Below are 18,840 nucleotides of genomic sequence, written 5' to 3'. Positions count from 1 at the left end.
GTCATCATCTCGGTCATGACAATCATGCGAGGACAGAGCGACCCCTTGGACGACTTCTCACGGAGAGCCGTCAGCGTCGATGACGTCGGCAAGACCGTGTACGTTGCCGGGTCAGGGCCGGCAGTCATCCTCATGCCCGAGATGCCGGGTATCAGCCCCGACGTCGCGCGGTTCGCGCGGTGGGTGCGCGATGCCGGCTTCTCCGTGTACCTGCCCTCTCTTTTCGGCGTCGACGGTGCCTATCCGCTCGCCGAGGCGGGCGGGACCGTCGTTCGACGCGCCTGCGTCAGCGCCGAGTTCCGAGCCTTCGCCGGTGGCGGCACCAGCCCCGTCGTCACATGGCTGCGCGGCCTCGCCCGCCTGGCGCACGCCGAGCGCGGCGGGCCTGGCGTCGGCGCCGTCGGCCTGTGTTTCACCGGCAACTTCGCCTTGACCATGGCGCTCGAACCGGCTGTCATCGCACCAGTGGTCAACCATCCGTCGCTTCCGCTGGACGATCCCGGCGGACTGGAGATCAGCGACGAAGACGCCGCTGCCGTGGCTGAACGCGTAGCGCGAGAGGGATTGAAGGTTCTCGCCTACCGCTTCGACAACGACAGGTGGTGCACTGGTCAGCGGTTCGCGGCTTACCGAGCGCTGCTCGGGGACGCATTCGACGGCCGCGTACTCAAAGCCGAGACGGCGAACACGAACCCTCCGCCCTTCTTCCGTGACGTCGTCGGTTGCGCCCACAGCGTCGTCACGGCACACCTCGTCGGCCAGGACGGTCACCCCACCATGCAGGCCCGGGACGAGATCATCGCCTTCCTGGCCGAGCGGCTCGGGACGTAGGCCGAATGAGCCCTCGGCACTCCGGCATGAGCAATTGTCGATTCTTGTGGATGGGACCGTGCAGGGTAACTACCGCTCTGCGATGAGTTTCGGCAGTTCGCGCATGTCGTAGAAGACAGTGGTGTCGGGGCCTTCAAGTCGTTCAGCCGGGGTGAGCCCGCCGGCATAGCCGAAAGACCGCATGCCGGCGGCGCGGGCAGCGCGGACGCCGGGCTGGCTGTCCTCGACCACCACGCAGGCTGCGGGATCGACACCCATCTGTCGGGCGGCGTGCAGGAACAGGTCCGGGGCGGGCTTGCCGTGGGCGACCTCGGTGGCGCTGAAGATGCGGCCCGCGAAGCGTTCGTAGAGTCCGGTGTGGCCGAGGGTGTGCCGCATCTTGTCGTGGGAGCCGCTGGAGGCGACGCAGGTCGGCAGGATGAGCGCGTCGAGGGCTTCCGGCAGGCCCTCGACCGGGGCGATCTCGGCGTCCAGGGCCTCGCGGTGGAGCTGCTCGAACCTCTCCGACCAGGTCGCGGCTGTGTCCTCGCCGAGCTGAGTCGCGACCTGTTCGCGGATGGCCGCGTGTGAGCGCCCGATGAACCGGTCCACGACCTCGTCCTCGGTCAGTGGCCAGCCCAACTCAGCTCCGAGGGCCACCTGCACGCGCGCGGCGATGCGCTCGCTGTCGACCAGCACGCCGTCGCAGTCGAATATGACGAGTTCAATGGGCTTGATCATCCCCTCAGCTTATTAGGACCTGACCAGTCAGGCAGCTGTGCTGCCACCGAGACGTTCAACCAACGCGCCGTTCTCGAACCGTGCTCCGGCGCGGACCAGGGGCACCAGGTGGGCGCCGGTGATCGCGCGCCAGCGGGCCTGGGCGGACTCGACGAGCTTGAACACCATGGCCAAGGCCGCGGCCGGGCTGCCAGCAGCGCGGGTGACCTTGGTGCGGAGCTTGACAGTCGAGAAGGTCGACTCGATCGGGTTCGTGGTCTTCAAGTGGATCCAGTGCTCGGCCGGGAAGTCGTAGAACGCGAGCAGTTCGTCCCGGTCGTCGATGATCTTCGCGACGGCCTTGGGGAACTTGGCGCCGTAGGTCTTCGCGAACGCCTCGATCGCCTTCTCGGCATGGCCACGATCCTCCGCGTTGTAGATCTCCTGCATCGCCTTCGTCGCGCCAGGCTGCGCGGACTTCGGCAGGCAGTTGGTGACGTTGCGGGATTTGTGAACCCAGCACCTCTGCGGCCTGGCAGCCGGGAACACCTCGGCGAGCGCCCGCCACAGGCCCATGGCGCCGTCCCCGATGACCAGTTCAGGGTCGCGCATGCCGCGCCGGCGGCAGTCGCGCAGCATGTCGGCCCACGACTCGGTGGACTCCCGCAGTCCCTCGGTCAGGGCGATGAGCTCTTTGGTGCCGTCCAGTCGGACCCCGAGCAGGACCAGGACGCATGAGTGGGCCTGGCCGAGGCGGATCTTCGGGTGCACGCCGTCGGCCCAGACGTAGACGTAGTCGCGGTCGGAAAGGTCCCGGGTCTGGAAGGCGGCGTGGTCGTCGCTCCACTGCTTGGTCAGCCGGGTGACGGTCGCTGGGGACAGGCCAGCGGTGCCGCCGAGGAACTGCTCCAGGGCGGGGACGAAGTCCCCGGACGACAGTCCGTGCAGGTAGAGCAGCGGCAGCACCTCGGAGATCTTCGGGGACTTGCGGCACCACGGCGCGAGGATCTTCGAGGAGAACCGCTTGCGCTCGCCCGTGGCGTCGTCGACTTGCCGGTCGTTCACCCGCGGGGCTCTTACCGCGACCGGGCCGGCAGCGGTGACCACGGTGCGGGGCCGGTGGTGGCCGTTGCGAACCACCAGGCGATGCCCGTGCTCGTCGGTCTCGGAAGTCAACTCGGCTATGTACTGGTTGACTTCCGCCTCCAACGCGGCGGCCAGCATGCGTCGGGCGCCCTCCCGGACGATCTCGTCGATCAGGGAGCCGGACTCGGTGGAACCGTCGGCATTCACTACGCTGAGCACGGGCGTGCCTTCCCGACCCGCGCTGCGAACGCGGGCCTACTCGGTGACCATCAAAGGATCATTCGGGAAGGTACGCCTGCTGCGTTCCTCCCGGTGTCGATCCACAGGTCTTGAGCATTGCTCCTCCGGCCATCTGGCGATGCGACAGAGCGTCGCCGCTTCCCGATGCGATCTGGTCGTCGGCCTGGGGTACTCGTGACCGCCCCTCGGAGACCACAAGGGACACAGGCTACTCAGATTTCGATGACACACGCTCAATCCTCAGTGGCACAGGACAGCCCGGGAGCGATCCCGGTGACTGTGGGCGCATCCCAGGTCTCAGGCCGACGCCGCGAACCCGGCACTTCCGCACCGGGTCACTGACGACGGCCTCGAATCCGGAAGCCCGGTTACGGGACCTGTTCGTAGGTGACGGTGACGGCTGGGCAGGTTTCGGCGAGGCGGGTCAGCGCGTCGCGTTCGCCGACGGTCGGGTGCCAGTGGGGTGTGTCGCCACCCAGTCCGCGGCGTACTTGCAGCGGTCTGCCGGTACGGGCAGCCAGTCCGCTGGGTCCTTGTCGGTCTTGGAGCGGTTGGAACGGCCGGACACCGCGATCAGGCTGTTCGGTGCTCCCTGGTCGTTGGCGTACGCCTCACGCCGCGTCGCGGTCCAGGTGGCTGCTCCGGAGTCCCAGGCTTCGGCGAAGGGGACCATGTGGTCGACGTCGAGGGAGGACGCTGAGGTGATCCACGTCTGGTCGTACTGCGACCACCACCGGCCGCCCGTCAGCGCGCACTTCGGTCCGACCGTGGGGGCTTCGAGGGCTTCGGTGAGGATGACTTCCTTGCGGGTGTCGCAATCGTCGGTGGGTTCGAGGCCCTTGTTCCAGTGTTTGAACTGGGCGCGGCTGTAGCCGTCCCGCGGCCCCTCGGGGGCTTCCTCGACCCGGGCGAGCGCCTGGAACAGCGGTACGGCCGTCCCCGCCGACGGGGACGGCCAGGGGAGGGCGGGGCGGATGTTTCACGAGCGACCGCCTGTGAAACAAGCCTGCGTGAGTACATCGCGGACGCCGGCCCGGGTGCCCCGGGGTCGTGAGCCGGGCGTGCGGCGGGAGGTTTCTGGTGTGGTCTACCGCTGATCGAACCGGCGTCGGGTCTCGTCGTCGGCCGGCAGGAACGTCTCCAGATGCAGCCCTTCCAAGGCGGCATCGGTAGCGGTGCTGAGGGTGGCGGAGGTGCTGAAGAACCGGAGCGGGGTGCCGGCCACATCGATTTCGAGGGTGATCACTGGTCCCGTGAGGGGGGTGGCGGCATCGGTTTTGTCGAGGTACTTGGCGATCTCTGCGGCTAGCTCGTGGTGGCGCTGGTCATGGGTGCGCTCGGCACGGTGGCTCACCTGCTGTAGCAGATGGCTGCCCCACTCCGTACGATTGCGGATCCGGCCGGCCAGCCCGTCCGGATGCAGACAGACCCGGACCACATTGATCGGCGGCTCCAGCAGTTCCGGCGCGCAACCGGCCAGGAGCTGATCAACGGCAGCGTTGGCGTCGACGATGTCCCAGTGATCGTCCAACAGCAGCGCGGGGTACGGCAGGTGGGCGTCGAGGAGTCGGCGCAGGCCGTCCATCACTACTGCGATCGACGTGTCGTCCAGTTGGTGATCCTGATAGCGCGGTGCGTATCCGGCGGCCAGCAGGAGCTGGTTGCGATCACGCAGTGGCACATCCAGGTTGTCGGAGAGGTGCATGAGCATCTCCGGTGTCGGGTGTGCCTTACCGGTCTCCACCCGGCTGAGGTGCCGGGTGGAGACCCGCGAGCGGTTGGACAGCTCCTGCTGGCTGAACCGGCGTCGTTCACGCCAGGTCCGCAGCAGCGCACCGACCGGCGGGACTTCGGCTGCAATGCTCATGCCTGCGAGTCTAGGTCGCCGTGTCCGGGGTGCCATGACCTGTGAGGTCATGGATCGGATGACCGGCCCGGGCCAGGATCTGGGACATCAGCCGATCGAGACGAGCGGGAGAAATGAACATGAAGGACATCGTCCAGCAGTACCTGGCCACCTGGAACGCGACCGGTGAGGAGCGGGCGGCGTTGATCTCCGAGTACTGGTCGCCCGAGGCGACCTACACCGATCCGCTGGCCGAGGTCTGCGGCCATGAGGGGATCGCTGCGGTCGTCGACGGCGTCCAGGCGCAGTTTCCGGGGTTTGTTTTCACCGAGGTCGGTGAGGCCGACGCTCACCATCGTCAGGTGCGATTCCGCTGGGGCCTGGGTCCGGAGGGAGCCGAGCCGCTGGTGATCGGGTTCGACGTCCTGGTGCTGGACGAGTCGGGCCGGATCCAGGACGTACACGGTTTCCTGGACAAGGTGCCGGCCTGACGGCGCCGCGCGGGTACGTGATCGGTTACCTGGACAACGTCGACATCTGCCCGGAGACCGTGGAGTACCTCGAGCGGATCGAGACCACGATGGCACCGTACGGCGGACGCTTCCTCGTGCACGGCGGACGGCTCGTCGTGCACGAGGGAACCTGGAACGGCGGCATCGTGACACTCGAGTTCTCCGATCCGGCCCGCGCGCAGGAGCGGTACGAGTCGCCGGGCTACCAGGCGATCCTGCCGCTCCGCACGGAGCACGCGACCTCAAGGGTCGCACTGGTCGAGGGTGTACCCGACAGCTATCGCGCAAGCGACAAGATCCGGCAACCGTTCCCGCTTCACAACGCCCCGGCCGGGCCGACGAACTGAGCGCGGACCGGGCACTCAGCGGTGCCCCGCAGCTTCCCGTCGACGTCGCCGGGAACGATCCCGATCACCTGGCACCGCAGATCCGGATGTTCGGCGACGTCGACGGGAAGCGTCGCCGGCTCGATGCCGGGCTGGTCGAGCGCGTGCGCGACCTGGCGAGACGCTCCCGGCGGTACACCAGGCAGTTGGCGAGGACCCGTCGGCATCGGGGGAGCGCGCAGCCGCGCACGGGCCACAGCACGTCGCTCGGATCGTTGGCGGCCAGCGACGTCGTCTGCTTCCCGCGCCCGTGGGGATGGCCGGGCGCTCCGACGATCGACGGTTGCTTTCCGTACCCGGCCTGCAGCGCCGCCAGTGCGCGGTCACTCGTGTTCCTTGCACCGACCGGGATGGTTTCGCGGTTGACGCGTTCTTGTTCAGCGAGGAGCGGTGCATCGCTTTCAAGGACGCGGATCCAGATCCGGCGGACGTCGTGGGTTGTGGTGGATTTCCCACTTGCGGTCCTTGCCGGCGTGGGGGAGTGCCAGCCGGGGTGGGGTCCGGCACGTCGTCGTAGGTGCGGTGGTTTGGACGGAGACCGCGGTCGGTGACGGGCTGCCAGCGCACGGGCAGTAGTTCGAGGTAGTCGGCCCCCGCCGGCGGCACAGGGACGTGTCCGCTGAGGATGATCGGCGCGGCCCATGTCCGGTTCGGTGTGAGGGCGCATTTCGGCAGGGCAGGGTGGCGCAGCCCGTCGTGGGGCCGGTTCCGCCACGTTGCCTTGCCGACCGCAGGAGCTCGGATGATGGCTCTGAACTGCGACAATCCAGAGACTGCAGGTCCGTGACGATGCCTCACGAGCTTCTGGCGTCGCCGGATGGGGTGGTTCTCGAGTGCCCTCGTCGGGTGGATTGTATTTCGCTGTCCACCAACAACAAGATCGACTATGTTGCGGCGCCATGAGGGGCGGAGACCAGTCGGTGGACATTGCTGGACTCGATGGTGCCTGGGACAGGTCGTGGCCTGAGTGCCCGCCGGAAGCCGGCCGTTTGCGTCACCGGTTCCCGGAGCGCTGGGTCCGCTTCCACGCCCTCCCTGAGGGCAAGAGGTATGCGACCTCAGACGCGGAGCATGCCGAGATTTTGGATCGTCACCACGCGCTTCTGGGGGATCTCCTCGACGTCGCCCCAGCCGGCGGCGGAGGACTGGTGGCGATCACCTGTTCCTGGTCCGCGACCGGTGCTCCGACCCCACGGGACAGTACGGTTGCTGCCACCACGCCCGGGGCCGCGCACTGGCGAAGCGATGACCTGGCCACCGAGCCGGGTTTCCACTCGTGGTGGCACTTCTACGTCTCCGCGACGGACCTGCGCGATTCCGCGCTGGATCGGCTCCTGCTCTGCGTGGCCGACGACATGACGGACGGCGTCATCCTGACCGAACCCGCCTGCTCTTGGGCTGTCCACCCCTATGACGGCGGCGTGGACGTCTTCGCGGAGAGCGTCGGGATGCGGGATGAACTCGCCGGCGTCTATGCCGCGTGGCTGCCGTCGACGCCGCAGGGGTCGTGATCCGGACGCGGACCGAGTGGGCCTCCTCCGCTACGGCGTCATCTCGCCGCGTGTGCCCCGCGTGAGCCCGTTCGGCCCTCGTCCGGCCAGACCTGGTCCTGCGGAGAAGGCATCGGGGCGTGCAGCTCACCGCGTGCCACCTCCAGGACCGCTTTTCCGGGGATCCGGCGCCCGCGAAGCGCCTCGGCTGCCTCGTGGAAGCGGTCCCAGGATCCTTGCCAGCCGATCTCGACGGTGACGGCCCCCTCGGCGGCCAGCTCGGTGAGAACGGCCAGGTCCGCGCCGGTGTCGCCCTCGATGACGAATGAGGTCAGCGATTTGGCCGGGCCGACGGTCGCATACGGCGCAAAGACCGCCGGCTCCCCGGACGTCCAGCCGACGCTCTGCACGCTGCCTCCGGGAGCGAGCAGGTTCCACACCGCCACCAGTTGGGGGCCGCCGACACTGTCGATGACCACGTCGACCGGTCGCCGGAGTCCTTCCAGTCCGATCAGCACCTCGTCGGCACCGACCTCGGCCAGCCCCTCCCTGCGGGGGGCCGAGCCCACGGACGCGATCACATGCGCACCGGCCCGCGCCGCCAACTGGACGGCGAACCGGCCGACTCCGCCGGAGGCGCCGGTGATCAGCACCCTCTTGCCCGGTCCGAGCCCGGCGGCCCGCAGCGAGCGCAGTGCGGCCACTCCGGCGACCGGCAGGGCGACCGCCCGCGCCGGTTCCAGGCTTTTCGGTATCTCGGCAAGCGCACCCGCGTCGATCGCGACGCGCTCGGCGAACGCCCCCGAGGTCAGGGCCACCACCTGGGTCCCCACCGCCGGGCCGGTTCCGTCGGCTGCGGCTTGAACCACCGTTCCGGCAGCGTCCGAACCAAGCACTGCACCCACGGGGACGCGACCGGAGCGGGCGTCGTTGAGGTCGCCATAGTTCAACGAGGCGTGAGAGACGTCCACCAGGACCTGGCCCGGGCCGGGCACGGGATCGGGAACCTCGGCGAGGCGGACAGCGGCGGGCGCGGACGGATCGACGACGAGAGCACGCACGGACATGTCTTCTTCCTTCGGTTCACGACGTGTTACAGCAGCTATCGTCGGTAACCTTGCTCGCCAGCGGAAGGAGGCACATTTATGTCACGCAGTCACACGCGTGTTGCCGAGGCGCTGAGGGACGAAGCCTGCCCGGTCACCGAGGTACTCGACCGCGTGGCGGGCAAGTGGAGCATCGGGATCCTGATCGCCGCCGCCCACGGCCCGGTCCGCTTCACCGAACTGGAACGCGCCATCAACGGCATCAGCCGACGGATGCTCACCCTCAACCTGCGCAGGCTCGAGCGGGACGGACTACTCGTTCGCACCGTGTATCCGACCGTGCCGCCCAAGGTGGAGTACAGCCTCACCCCCATGGCCTGGGAACTCCACACCTCACTGACCGGGCTGGTGGGCTGGGCCGAGCGGCATCGGTCCGCGGTCGCCGAGGCCCGCGCCGCCTACGACACCGCGGCGGAGCAGGGACCCGACGCCGGCTGAACGGGCCCGGACCGGCTCTCGGGCTTCTGCAATTCAGCGACGGCCAGCGGACAGCGAAGGGCTCACCATCGGCGTCACAAGACCTGCGTGATCGCCCGGACAGGTCCTGAAACGGGCGGCGGCACCCATCGTCAACGCCTGCGAACGGCGGCTGTCCCTGCCGAAGCGGTGTCAGTTCTCATCGACATTTCGCGGCCCTGTGATCGACAAGTGGTGTCCAGACCCGTCGACAAGGGGTGTCCGTTTCCACCTGCAATGCCGGACCTGTGACCTGACCGCGGCCCGTACCCACCGGATCATCCGGTTCTGCGAACGCCAAGGCGTCCCGGTCCTTGCCGACCGTGCCTGTATCGGCGCCGGCCCCGTGGGTCACCACACCGGTCAGACGCCCACTCGGTTGCGACCTGTCACCAACCCGGCGCACCGTCAACCACGCGCTGTCGGCAACGTAGCCTTCGAAACGTTCGAGCGGCCCGTAGAGGCCACGGCCGAGCTCCATCGGCTCGGATTCGGTGAGGTCGAACCGCGGCAGACCGCGGTCGGCCGCCACGCCATGGCCGACAGCCACCGGTGGCACGGTGAGCTGCGTGTTCGTTCCCGGGATCGACAGCATGGGCCGGTGCAGTGGGATCCGGAACGCGCCCGCGCGGATCGTGCAGGGTCACGGCTCGCTGAACGCGGCCGCCCGGGCCGCCTCGGCGTCGCTACCGAAGTCCATCACCGGTTCGAAGCGCACCGCCTCCTCTGCTCATATTGTCGAACTGGGATTCGAGCATGCGGGATGGCGAAGCAGGCTGTGGAACTGTGACTGGCCAGCACAGTTTGCGAATGGCCACCGTTCTTTGCGAGCGAGCTGCTATGCATCCCGGCCGCTACCGAGAGTGAGGGTCGACTCCGGCCGTCCCGTCTCAGCGAAGAGTGGGCAGTCTCGGAGTTCTGTGGGCAACTTGACTCACGTCTCGCGGAAGTTTGGTGCGGGCGCCGGGGGTGAATCGCACCAGGGCGGGCGGGCTCGGTGGGGGCCTCGATCATGTTGAGGTAGACGGCGCCGGTGAAACGCTCGGCCGGGGCCTTCGTGGAGGGTGGGGTCGGCTCAGGGCCTCGGGCGAGTCGAATGGGCGCAGCGCCCCTGGCTTCCCGCTCCGGCTCTTGAACCGATACGCCAAGGACCAACACAGCTGCATGAGCTGGCCGTTGCTGCCGCCCGGGATTCCGGTAGCGGTGACGATCCCGGTCACACCAGTCCCGGTGGCAACGGAGCGGGGCGGGGCAGCTGAGACCCGCTGTGTGCCTTTGGGTAGCGGCCGGAGGACTGGGTCTCGGGCGTGCCGCGTAAGGCGTGGTCAGAACCGCAGCAGGTCCGCGGCGGCGAGGCTGAGGACGCCGTCGTGCCAGGTTAGGCCGCGTAGGTCGCGGACGACGAAGGTGGCGTCGGTGGCCAGTCCGCGCTGTCCGACTCCGATGACGGTGGCGCCCGCCGCGGCTCCGGCCTTCGCCCCCGCGGTGCTGTCCTCGAAGACAACGGTCCGCGCCGGGGCGAAGCCCAGGCTGTCGGCTGCCGTGTGGTAGCCGTCGGGCGCCGGTTTGCCATGGCTGACGTCGTCCGCGGTGATGAGCACGGGTGGTGTGGGCAGTCCCGCTGCGGCGAGGCGGGCCCGGGCCAGGGCGGTGACTCCCGAGGTCACCACCGCCCACCGGTCGTAGGGCAGGCTTGTGAGGAAGTCGCGGGCGCCAGGAAGCGCGGTGGTAGTGGTTGCGGCCTCGACCTCCAGGCGGTCGATTGCGGCGAGCGCGGCTTCTCGCTCCTTCGGGTCGGTCACCAGGAGGGCGACGGTGTCGGCCGAACGGCGGCCGTGCACCATGGCGGTTACCTGTTCCGGGGGCAGGTCGCGGTCGCGGGCCCACTGGCTCCATGCCTGGTCGACGCCGTGGTCGGAGTCGACCAGGACGCCGTCGTTGTCGAAGAGCAGGCCCTGGCAGGGGATGTCGAGGGCTGTCGGCGGGTGGGACGGGTGGGGCTGCTGTGCGGTCATCGGGGCCTCTTCAGCTCACGGGACGGTTGCGGTAGCGGCCGACCAGTTCGCGGGCGGCACTCTGCATACGCACGGGCGGGAGTCCCTGGGCGAGGAGGGTCAGGTCGTCGAGGACCATGTCGCCGATGGCCTGGAAGGCTTGTGGGATGCCGCCCGCGCGGTGTGCGGAGAGTACGAGGCCGTCGAGGTCGCGGGCCGGGTCGTCGGCGGCAACCGGTTCGTTCGGCCATACGTCGATGCCTGCGAGGAGGCGTCCGCGTGCGACATGGTCGAGCAGGGCTGGGTAGTCGACGACCGGGGCGCGGCTGACCAGGACGAGGCGGGCACCGTCCGGCAGCAGGGCGAGTTCGCGTTCCCCGATCAGGTGGCGGCTGTCGTCCGTGGCGGTGGCCAGGACGAACACGAAGCGGCTGCGGGTCAGGGTCTCGTCCAACGAGGCGGGGAGCACGCCGTGTTCGCGCAGGACGCCGGGCGGCAGCCAGGGATCGTAGACGCGCAGGGTGGGCCTGAAGGGGGCGAGGAGCCGGTTCAGGCTGCGGCCGAGGTTGCCGAAGCCGACCAGGCCCACGTCGGAGCCGTGCAGCAGGACGGCGTCGGCGTTGCCGTCGGATACGTACCGTTCCTGTCCGGCTCGGAAGGCGCGGTCCTCACGGCTGATGCCGCGGGCCAGGTCGAGGGCGAGTGCGAGGGAGTACTCGGCGACCGCCTGGGCGTAGGCGGGCCCGCAGCCCAAGATGTGGATGCCGCGCTCGAAGCAGGTCGCGTAGTCGACGTTGGGGAAGAAGTTTCCCTCGACGTTCAGCAGAGCCCGCAACTTGCCTGCGGCGGCGAGCCGTTCGGCCGGCAGGTCGGGCTGTCCGACGATCGCGAAGGCGTCGGGCAGTACCTCCTCCAGGGCTTCTTCGGCGGGGTCCTTCTCCAGGTCCACCACGGTGAAGCGGTCACGGAGCGAGTCCAGGGCGGCGGGGGTGAAGATGCGGTCCGTGCGCTGCGGGGCGGGGCGCAGGACCACCACGGGTTTGGCGGGGCTGGAGGATGGGGTGTTCACAGGACTCCTTGCGTGGGTACGGGCAGCGGCTCGTCGGTCGTGACTTGGCACTCCGGGCTCCGGGGACCTGGGGGCGAGGACGTCGTTGGCCGCTTTGTGCGGGATGGGTCCGTTGGCGTCCTGAGGTCGCGTACGCCCGGATGACGGCGATCGGCGCAAGGTGTCAGGGAGGGTTGTCCTGGCATGCCGCTTCCATGCATCGCGCCGTCGCGGACGTCAGCCGGTCCGGTCTCGTGTGTCTTCAGCGGGGTCCGGCGCGGAAGCGGCAGTGGCGGTACCAGTCCAGCTGGCGAGTATGGAGAGGGCTTCGGCGGAGGGGGAGGCGGGTTCGGGGGTGAGGATGATGAGGGACTGGTCGGGGGCGCCGACGACGTCCAGGGTGACGTAGTCGAGGGTGAGGTCGCCGACGAGTGGGTGGTGGAGGTGTTTGGTGCCGGTGGCGTGGGCGCGGACGTCGTGGTCGGCCCACATGCTGCGGAAGTCCCTATCGTGCAGGGACAACTCGCCGATGAGATCCGTGAGTTGGGGGTCGTCGGGGTGGCTTCCTGCGTATAGGTGCAGCGTGGCGACGGTTTCGGCGGCGGCCTTGTCCCAGTGGTCGCCGTACAGGGTGCGGGCGGCCTCGTCGAGGAAGAGGTAGCGCAGGAAGTTGCGCTCGGCGTGCGGGCGGGCCTGAAAGTCGGTGTACAGGGCGGTGGCGAGGTGGTTGGTGGCCAGGACGTCCATGCGGCGCCCCAGGACCATCGCCGGAGTGCTGATGGCGTCCAGGGCCTGGTACAGGGCGGGGTGGACGCGCTGGGGGGCGAGGGGCCGCTTGCGGCGGGGGCGGGCGTCGGTGGGCTGGGCGAGGTCGAAGAGGTGGGAGCATTCGGCGTCGTCCAGGCGCAGGGCGCGGGCGACGGCGTTTAGGACCGTGCGGGAGACGCCCTGGGTGCGGCCGCGCTCCAGTCTCACGTAGTAGTCGACGCTTACCCCGGCGAGCTGGGCGACTTCCTCGCGCCGTAGCCCCGGTACCCGGCGGGCGCCGGGATGCGGGGTCAGGCCCGCCTCCTCCGGGGTGATCCGGGCCCGGCGAGTGCGCAGGAACTCGCGGATCTCGGTGCTGTGGTCCATGAGTCCACGGTACGGCGGGCGCCGCGGGCCGACCGTGCGTAAAGGGGTACTGGCAGACCCCCGGAAGAGGGGTGCCCCGTACGGCGCCCCACGCAGGCCCCACGGGTGGTTGCCTGGAGAACAGACAGAAACCGGCATCCCGATCAGACTCCCAACAGCGGCGGAAATGCTGCAGGGGCCGGAACAGGATCCCTCAGCACCCCACGTCGTGAGCGTGCCACGGCTGAGCACCCCGGCCACCGACGTCGCACCGGCGTCTGCGCGAGCAGCGCCGCACGCACGGCCTTCAGCCGGTCTCACCCCACCACCCCGCACCGCGTCCGAGAGAAGGACCGTCATGACTTCCTGGAGCCCCGCAGACCTCCGCACGATCGCCGAGAACACCGACCTGTTCGTCGCCCCCTTCCGTGCGGACGGCACCACCTACGGCACCCCGACCCAGACCTGGGCGCTCGTCGTGGACGGCGACGTCTACGTGCGCGCCGCCAACGGGCAGTCCTCGAGCTGGCACCGGGCGGCCGTCAGCCAGCGGGTCGGCCGCGTGCGGGTCGCCGGAGAGTTCCACGACGTCGTCTTCGAGCCCGCCGGCGGCGGCGACCTCGACGCCGCGATCGACGCCGCCTACGAGGCGAAGTACCCGGGCAGCGACGCCGTCCCGATCATGCAGGGCAGCGGGCCGAAGGCGGCAACCGTCCGCATTTCGCCCCGCTGAAACCCAGCAGCCCGCACACACGCATTGACACCCGTACCCACCGGCGGACGCAGGGCACCACCCCTGGCCGTCGACGAGGCGGCGCGAGAGGAAATACCCCCGCATGAAGACCATGAAGGGTTACGTCATCCAGGAGAAGGGCCGTGCCGACTGGCAGGAGGTCCCGGTCCCGGAGATCGGACCGTACGACGCCCTGGTCCGCCCGACCGCGGTGGCGACCTGCACGACCGACGTACATCTCATCGACTCGCTGTCGCTGCCCAACGCGCTCGGCAAGGTGATCGGTCACGAGGCAGTCGGAGTCGTCGAGCAGGTCGGTGACCAGGTCGCCGACTTCACTCCCGGGGACCGTGTCGTCCTTCCCGCAGGCCTTGCCGACTGGCGCCACCCCAGGGCCCAGCGCGGTGAGGGCAAGTTCCACCAGAGCAAGAGCCCGTACTTCTCCGAGGACCCGACCAACGGCGGCTGGTTCTCCGAACTGGTCAAGTGCTTCGACGCCGACTCCAACCTGGCGCGCATCCCCGACCAGGTCACCGACGTGCAGGCGGTGTCCGTCGACGACATGGCCGCCACCGGCTTCACCGGTGTGGAGCGGATGGAGATCCAGTTCGGTGAGGTCGTGGTGATCCTGGGGGTCGGCCCGGTGGGACTGATGGGGGTGGCCGCGGCAGCACTGCGCGGAGCGGGCCGCATCATCGCTGTCGGCTCGCGCCCGAACACCATGGCTCTCGCGAGCCAGTACGGGGCGACCGACCTCGTCGACTACAAGCAGGGCGACGTCTACGGGCAAATCATGGCGCTGACCGGTGGCGTACAGGTCGACAGCGCGCTGGTCGCCAGCGGCGGCAGCGCGAGCGACCAGATCGGCACGGCCATGAAGATCACCAAGTTCGGCGGCCACGTGTCGGTGGTCTCGGGCTTCTTCGACGACGAGACCGTGACGCTCCCGATGGACGTCTGGAACTACGGCGTGATGGAGAAGTTCCTCACCGCGGCCCAGGCCAACCAGGGCCGCGACTACATGGAACGGCTCCTGCTGCTGATCGCGAACGGCAAGCTCGACACCCAGCCGCTGGCCACCCACGTGCTGCACGGCTGGGACAGCCTCGCAGCCAGCCTGGAACTGATGCGCAGCCGCGACCAGAGCGTCGTCAAGCCGGTCGTCATCGTCGGCTGACAGTCAACACGACTGCACGGAGCCCCGGTCCCGCCGTGCTCCCCGCAGGGGAACTGGCAGACCCCCGGAAGAGGGGTGCTCCTTACAGCGCCCCACGCGGGCCCCCCGGGTGATTGCCTGGATGTAGGGAAGCTTTCACCTCTTTAGCGAGAAATAAGCAGAGTGCCCGCATCGATGGATGTGCGGCGCGCCAGCAGAACGGATCCTCCCCATGACTTCTAAGCTCACCGGCACCGTCGCACTGGTCACCGGCGCGAGCAGCGGTATCGGCACCGCCACCGCCCGACAGCTCGCCGAGCAGGGCGCCTCGGTGGCCCTGGTGGCCCGCCGCAAGGACCGCCTCGACGACCTCGCCGCACAGATCACCGCCGCCGGCGGTACCGCCCTGGCGGTGGAGGCGGACATCACCGACGCCGCGAAGGCCGGGGCGGCCGTGCAGCAGACCGTCGAGCACTTCGGACGCCTGGACATCCTGGTCAACAACGCTGGCCTGATGCTGCTCGGCCCCGTCGTCGGCGCGGACCCCACGGAGTGGGAGCGCATGATCGCCGTCAACGTCCAGGGACTCCTGCACACCACCCACGCCGCCCTCCCGCACCTGCTCAAGGCCGCCGAGGACGCCCCGCGCCAGGTCGCCGACATCGTCAACATCAGCTCGATCGCCGGCCGCGAGGCCTGGAACGGCTACGGCGTCTACAACCTCACCAAGTTCGGCGTGAACGGCTTCACCGAGTCCCTGCGCAAGGAGATCACCCAGCGCCACGTACGCGTCGGCGTCCTGGAGCCCGGCGGCGTGGCCACCGAGCTCGCCTCGCACAACGACCACAAGCCCGACATCCGTGAAGCGACCGCCACGTTCTACGAGCAGACCGAGGTCCTGCAGCCCGAGGACATTGCCGACGGCGTCGCCTACATGGTCACCCGCCCCCGCCACGCCTCCATCGGCGAACTGTGGATCATGCCCACCGATCAGGCCTGACCTCACCACTCGCCCGCACCACACCCACCCCGCAGGCGCCGCCCACGGCACCCGACAGAAACGAGTCCTCCCCATGAGCAAGGTCATCTTCGTCACCGGCGCCGGCCGTGGCCTGGGCACCGACATCGCCCGCGAAGCCCTCGCCGCCGGCCACCAGGTCATCGCCACCGGACGGCGCCCCGAGGAGGTCGAGAAGACCCTGGGTGGACCGCAGGAAAACCTCCTGACCACCAAGCTGGACATCACCAGCCCTCAGGACGCCGAGGCCGCCGCCCAGGCCGCCGTCGACCGCTTCGGCCGCATCGACGTACTGATCAACAACGCCGGCAACTTCTACGCCGGCTACTTCGAAGAGATCACTGCCGAGCAGATGCGCCAGCAGTTCGAGACCAACCTCTTCGGCCCGATGAACGTCACCCGCGCCATCCTGCCCATCCTCCGCGAGCAGCGTGACGGGCACATCATCACCCTCTCCTCCTCCGCCGGCCTGATCGGCCAGGAGTTCTGCGTCGCCTACGCCGCCTCCAAGTTCGGCGTGGAGGGCTGGATGGAGTCGCTGCGCTACGACGTCGAGCCCTACAACATCCGCACCACCGTCGTGGAGCCGGGCTTCTTCCGCACCGAGCTGCTCGTGGACGCCTCCACCACCTGGCCCGAGCCGACCATCGCCGACTACGCCGAGCGCACCACCGCCACCATCGCAGCCTGGAAGAGCATGAACGGCCAGCAGGGCGGCGACCCCGCCAAGCTCGCCCGCGCCCTGCTCACCATCGCCGACCAGACCGAGCCGCCGCTGCGCTTCGTAGCCGGCGCCGACGCCATCGAGGGCGTCGAGGCCAAGGCCAGGGAACTCCTCGCCCAGGCCCAGGCCTCCCGCGAACTCGGCGGCAACCTCGGCCACGACGACGCCACCGCCTGACGGCGCTGTCTCCCACCCCGTCAGCCAGCCATGGCTGACGCTCACCGCGAAGTACGGAGTATCCGATGAAGCACATATCCCTGGGCGGGCTCGATGTCTCGCGCATCGGCCTGGGCGCCATGACCATGGCCGGTACCTACACCACCGGCGGCGGCCTGGACGACGCCGAATCGATCCGCACCATTCACCGGGCGCTGGACCTCGGCGTCACGCACATCGACACCGCCGAGGGCTACGGCCCCTTCCACAGCGAGGAACTTGTCGGCAAGGCCATCAAGGGGCGCCGCGACGACGTCGTCATCGCCACGAAGTTCGGTCTCGTGTCCTACGCCAATGGCAGCCCCGACCTTGGCGTGATCGACAGCAGCCCACGCAACGTGAAGGCCGCGGTCGAAGGTTCCCTCAAGCGGCTCGGCACCGACCACATCGACCTCTTCTACCAGCACCGCGTCGACCCGAACACCCCCATCGAGGACACCGTCGGCGCGCTGGCCGAGCTGGTCACCGAGGGCAAGATCCGCCACATCGGCCTCTCCGAGGCAGGCCCCGCCACCATCCGCCGCGCCCACGCCGTGCACCCGGTGGCCGCGCTGCAGACGGAGTACTCGCTGTGGACCCGCGACGTCGAGGCCGAGATCCTCCCGCTGCTGCGCGAGCTCGGCATCGGCTTCGTGCCCTACTCGCCCCTCGGGCACGGCCTGCTGACCGGCCAGATCCGCACCGTCGACGACTTCACCGACAACGACTGGCGCAAGACCAACCCGCGCTTCACCGGCGAGAACTTCCAGCGCAACCTGGCGATCGTCGACGAAGTGCAGGCCATCGGCGCCGAGATCGGCGCCACCCCGGCCCAGACCGCGCTGGCATGGCTGCTGACCCGCGGCGACGACATCGCCCCCATCCCCGGAACCCGGCGGATCGCGCGCGTCGAGGAGAACACCGCCGCCGACGCCATCGAACTCAGCGCCACACAACTCGACCGCCTCAACAACCTCACCCCCGCCTCGGGCGAGCGCCACGACGAGGCGAACATGGCCAGCATCGACCGCTGACCAGCACAACAGCGCACCGGCGCACCGGCGCAACAAGCGTCACAACGGCGCACGCAAGGTGAAGCATGCCCTGCGTGCGCCTTCCCTTCCTCCCCTCTGCCTCTCACCGATCCGACCAGGAGCTTTTCCATAAGGGCCATCGACCTGTCCTCGTACGGCGGCCCCCAGATCCTCCACGTCGCAGACCTCCCCGAACCACGTGCCGGTCCCGGCCAGGTGCGCGTACGGGTACGCGCGGCCGGGGTGAACCCGGCCGACCTGATGCGCGACGGCTCCCTCACGGACTGGTACCGGAACGTGGAGCCGCCGTTCATCCCCGGCATGGACGTGGCAGGGACAATCGACGAGATCGCAGACGACGTCCGCCCCATGGAGGGCGAGAGCCGCTGACCGCGGAGCAGGAGCCCGACTTCCGGCGTGAGGCCACCGCTGACTAGGCGCTGAGCATCTTCAACTCCCTCGCCGACCAAATGCTCCCCGACGACGAGCTGTTCACTGCCAGTCCCGACAAACTCAAGGCGCATGCCCTGCAGCGCGTCGACACCTGGCACCCCGCCCTGGTCGAAACGGTCCGCCTGTGGGACACCACCACCGTCCAGGCTCTCAAGTGCCGCAGCTGCGTGCCCTCGGCGCCTGGGAACCCTCCAACGTGACCATCATGGGCGACGCGATCCACGCCATGAGCTCCGCCCTGGGCATCGGCGCCACCGAAGTCGAGACCGGGCGGGCGGTCGATCTGTCACCTGTCACCTGTCACTCGAACGGGTGGGATTCGCTCCGGGACAGGAGATGCCACAACCGGAGCTGGTGTCGTTGCCGTATGAGCACGCGTACCGACCCAGCGATTCGGTCGGATACGTGCCAACTCGGCACGCTGATGAACTCGTTCACGGGTGACGTGGCCTTCCGCCCGCAGTTGGTCCTCGATGGGCGCTGGCCACGCAGGTGGTCGACCACTTGGCTATTCGGCGGAGATTAGGTTGTTTGGCCGGTACGGGACCTGGAATCCGTACCGGTGTTCACCTCTCAGCCGGTTCGGCGCTTCGGCTGGCGTCCACGGCAGCGGCACAGGCGGGTCGGGTCTGTCAAACGAGCGGTGTAACTGGGGTTGTTGGAGTTACTGCCGGGCTGCTGAGAGGCGGCCGTCGAAGGTGATGTCGAAGGCGTTGAGTG

The 18,840-nt window shown here is 69.0% G+C and carries 19 protein-coding genes and 1 pseudogene; 12 read left to right on the top strand and 8 right to left on the bottom strand.

Annotated elements, in window-relative coordinates; all coding sequences use genetic code 11:
- Positions 1-45: 45 nt before the first annotated feature.
- Positions 46-831 carry a dienelactone hydrolase family protein gene (locus tag ACWC24_RS19130; RefSeq protein WP_450664006.1) on the top strand — a complete coding sequence of 262 codons (786 nt, stop codon included), beginning with the start codon at positions 46-48 and terminating at the stop codon, positions 829-831.
- 69 nt (positions 832-900) lie between these two features.
- Here ACWC24_RS19130 and ACWC24_RS19125 read toward each other — a convergent pair whose 3' ends face one another.
- From ACWC24_RS19125 to ACWC24_RS19110, 4 genes are all read right to left on the bottom strand, one after another.
- Positions 901-1,551 carry an HAD family hydrolase gene (locus ACWC24_RS19125; protein ID WP_450664005.1) on the bottom strand — a complete coding sequence of 217 codons (651 nt, stop codon included), beginning with the start codon at positions 1,549-1,551 and terminating at the stop codon, positions 901-903.
- 27 nt (positions 1,552-1,578) lie between these two features.
- A complete protein-coding gene (locus ACWC24_RS19120; RefSeq protein WP_450664004.1) occupies positions 1,579-2,835 on the bottom strand; it encodes an IS256 family transposase in 1,257 nt (418 codons plus the stop codon).
- A 445-nt stretch (positions 2,836-3,280) separates the two neighbouring features.
- On the bottom strand, positions 3,281-3,529 hold the full coding sequence (locus ACWC24_RS19115; RefSeq protein ID WP_450664003.1) for a hypothetical protein: 249 nt from the start codon (positions 3,527-3,529) through the stop codon (positions 3,281-3,283).
- A 414-nt stretch (positions 3,530-3,943) separates the two neighbouring features.
- Positions 3,944-4,723, bottom strand: a complete 780-nt coding sequence (locus ACWC24_RS19110) for a helix-turn-helix domain-containing protein (protein ID WP_450664002.1) — start codon at positions 4,721-4,723, stop codon at positions 3,944-3,946.
- Positions 4,724-4,842: 119 nt separating this feature from the next.
- On the opposite strand from ACWC24_RS19110, the gene ACWC24_RS19105 reads away from it, so the two are divergent.
- From ACWC24_RS19105 to ACWC24_RS19095, 3 genes are all read left to right on the top strand, one after another.
- Complete coding sequence (locus ACWC24_RS19105) at positions 4,843-5,193, top strand: nuclear transport factor 2 family protein (RefSeq protein WP_450664001.1); 351 nt, start codon at positions 4,843-4,845, stop codon at positions 5,191-5,193.
- 17 nt (positions 5,194-5,210) lie between these two features.
- Positions 5,211-5,561, top strand: a complete 351-nt coding sequence (locus ACWC24_RS19100) for a DUF1330 domain-containing protein (protein WP_450664000.1) — start codon at positions 5,211-5,213, stop codon at positions 5,559-5,561.
- A gap of 938 nt (positions 5,562-6,499) precedes the next feature.
- On the top strand, positions 6,500-7,111 hold the full coding sequence (locus tag ACWC24_RS19095) for a DUF3885 domain-containing protein (RefSeq protein ID WP_450663999.1): 612 nt from the start codon (positions 6,500-6,502) through the stop codon (positions 7,109-7,111).
- A 38-nt stretch (positions 7,112-7,149) separates the two neighbouring features.
- Here the strand turns inward: ACWC24_RS19095 and ACWC24_RS19090 are convergent, their stop codons facing one another.
- Positions 7,150-8,157: a zinc-binding dehydrogenase gene (locus tag ACWC24_RS19090; protein ID WP_450663998.1), complete on the bottom strand. Its 1,008-nt coding sequence runs from the start codon at positions 8,155-8,157 to the stop codon at positions 7,150-7,152.
- 78 nt (positions 8,158-8,235) lie between these two features.
- Between ACWC24_RS19090 and ACWC24_RS19085 the strand changes: the two genes are divergently transcribed.
- Together ACWC24_RS19085 and ACWC24_RS19080 are read left to right on the top strand one after the other, a co-directional pair.
- A complete protein-coding gene (locus ACWC24_RS19085) occupies positions 8,236-8,634 on the top strand; it encodes a winged helix-turn-helix transcriptional regulator (RefSeq protein WP_450663997.1) in 399 nt (132 codons plus the stop codon).
- Positions 8,635-8,893: 259 nt separating this feature from the next.
- Positions 8,894-9,080 (top strand): annotated as a pseudogene (locus tag ACWC24_RS19080) (IS5/IS1182 family transposase); the annotation flags it as partial.
- 897 nt (positions 9,081-9,977) lie between these two features.
- Here the strand turns inward: ACWC24_RS19080 and ACWC24_RS19075 are convergent.
- The 3 genes from ACWC24_RS19075 to ACWC24_RS19065 form a co-directional block, all read right to left on the bottom strand.
- A complete protein-coding gene (locus ACWC24_RS19075) occupies positions 9,978-10,667 on the bottom strand; it encodes an HAD-IA family hydrolase (protein ID WP_450663996.1) in 690 nt (229 codons plus the stop codon).
- A gap of 10 nt (positions 10,668-10,677) precedes the next feature.
- A complete protein-coding gene (locus tag ACWC24_RS19070; protein ID WP_450663995.1) occupies positions 10,678-11,715 on the bottom strand; it encodes a hydroxyacid dehydrogenase in 1,038 nt (345 codons plus the stop codon).
- 216 nt (positions 11,716-11,931) lie between these two features.
- Positions 11,932-12,828: a helix-turn-helix domain-containing protein gene (locus tag ACWC24_RS19065; protein ID WP_450663994.1), complete on the bottom strand. Its 897-nt coding sequence runs from the start codon at positions 12,826-12,828 to the stop codon at positions 11,932-11,934.
- A gap of 337 nt (positions 12,829-13,165) precedes the next feature.
- Here ACWC24_RS19065 and ACWC24_RS19060 point away from each other — a divergent pair, with 337 nt between their 5' ends.
- The 6 genes from ACWC24_RS19060 to ACWC24_RS19035 all read left to right on the top strand — a co-directional run bounded on the left by ACWC24_RS19060 (position 13,166) and on the right by ACWC24_RS19035 (position 18,057).
- On the top strand, positions 13,166-13,540 hold the full coding sequence (locus ACWC24_RS19060) for a DUF2255 family protein (RefSeq protein WP_450663993.1): 375 nt from the start codon (positions 13,166-13,168) through the stop codon (positions 13,538-13,540).
- A 103-nt stretch (positions 13,541-13,643) separates the two neighbouring features.
- Positions 13,644-14,717, top strand: coding sequence for a zinc-binding dehydrogenase (locus ACWC24_RS19055; RefSeq protein ID WP_450663992.1), 1,074 nt, complete (start codon positions 13,644-13,646; stop codon positions 14,715-14,717).
- 211 nt (positions 14,718-14,928) lie between these two features.
- Entirely contained in the window at positions 14,929-15,696 is a 768-nt protein-coding gene (locus tag ACWC24_RS19050) for an SDR family NAD(P)-dependent oxidoreductase (RefSeq protein WP_450663991.1), read from the top strand.
- A gap of 73 nt (positions 15,697-15,769) precedes the next feature.
- On the top strand, positions 15,770-16,615 hold the full coding sequence (locus tag ACWC24_RS19045) for an SDR family oxidoreductase (RefSeq protein WP_450663990.1): 846 nt from the start codon (positions 15,770-15,772) through the stop codon (positions 16,613-16,615).
- Between the two features lie 65 nt (positions 16,616-16,680).
- Positions 16,681-17,667, top strand: coding sequence for an aldo/keto reductase (locus ACWC24_RS19040; protein ID WP_450663989.1), 987 nt, complete (start codon positions 16,681-16,683; stop codon positions 17,665-17,667).
- A 216-nt stretch (positions 17,668-17,883) separates the two neighbouring features.
- Positions 17,884-18,057, top strand: a complete 174-nt coding sequence (locus tag ACWC24_RS19035; RefSeq protein ID WP_450663988.1) for an alcohol dehydrogenase catalytic domain-containing protein — start codon at positions 17,884-17,886, stop codon at positions 18,055-18,057.
- The last annotated feature ends 783 nt before the right edge of the window (positions 18,058-18,840 follow it).

This window comes from Streptomyces sp. NPDC001443 (assembly GCF_053597355.1).
This window is presented reverse-complemented; position numbering and strand designations above follow the sequence as displayed.

What these genes read in the sequence shown, in the direction of transcription:
- ACWC24_RS19105 (WP_450664001.1), top strand. Translation starts at nt 4,843, where the DNA reads ATGAAGGACATCGTCCAGCAGTACCTGGCCACCTGGAACGCGACCGGT.
- ACWC24_RS19045 (WP_450663990.1), top strand. Translation starts at nt 15,770, where the DNA reads ATGAGCAAGGTCATCTTCGTCACCGGCGCCGGCCGTGGCCTGGGCACC.
- ACWC24_RS19110 (WP_450664002.1), bottom strand. Translation starts at nt 4,723, where the DNA reads ATGAGCATTGCAGCCGAAGTCCCGCCGGTCGGTGCGCTGCTGCGGACC.
- ACWC24_RS19095 (WP_450663999.1), top strand. Translation starts at nt 6,500, where the DNA reads ATGAGGGGCGGAGACCAGTCGGTGGACATTGCTGGACTCGATGGTGCC.
- ACWC24_RS19125 (WP_450664005.1), bottom strand. Translation starts at nt 1,551, where the DNA reads ATGATCAAGCCCATTGAACTCGTCATATTCGACTGCGACGGCGTGCTG.
- ACWC24_RS19055 (WP_450663992.1), top strand. Translation starts at nt 13,644, where the DNA reads ATGAAGACCATGAAGGGTTACGTCATCCAGGAGAAGGGCCGTGCCGAC.
- ACWC24_RS19060 (WP_450663993.1), top strand. Translation starts at nt 13,166, where the DNA reads ATGACTTCCTGGAGCCCCGCAGACCTCCGCACGATCGCCGAGAACACC.
- ACWC24_RS19090 (WP_450663998.1), bottom strand. Translation starts at nt 8,157, where the DNA reads ATGTCCGTGCGTGCTCTCGTCGTCGATCCGTCCGCGCCCGCCGCTGTC.
- ACWC24_RS19040 (WP_450663989.1), top strand. Translation starts at nt 16,681, where the DNA reads ATGAAGCACATATCCCTGGGCGGGCTCGATGTCTCGCGCATCGGCCTG.
- ACWC24_RS19115 (WP_450664003.1), bottom strand. Translation starts at nt 3,529, where the DNA reads ATGGTCCCCTTCGCCGAAGCCTGGGACTCCGGAGCAGCCACCTGGACC.
- ACWC24_RS19065 (WP_450663994.1), bottom strand. Translation starts at nt 12,828, where the DNA reads ATGGACCACAGCACCGAGATCCGCGAGTTCCTGCGCACTCGCCGGGCC.
- ACWC24_RS19075 (WP_450663996.1), bottom strand. Translation starts at nt 10,667, where the DNA reads ATGACCGCACAGCAGCCCCACCCGTCCCACCCGCCGACAGCCCTCGAC.
- ACWC24_RS19050 (WP_450663991.1), top strand. Translation starts at nt 14,929, where the DNA reads ATGACTTCTAAGCTCACCGGCACCGTCGCACTGGTCACCGGCGCGAGC.
- ACWC24_RS19085 (WP_450663997.1), top strand. Translation starts at nt 8,236, where the DNA reads ATGTCACGCAGTCACACGCGTGTTGCCGAGGCGCTGAGGGACGAAGCC.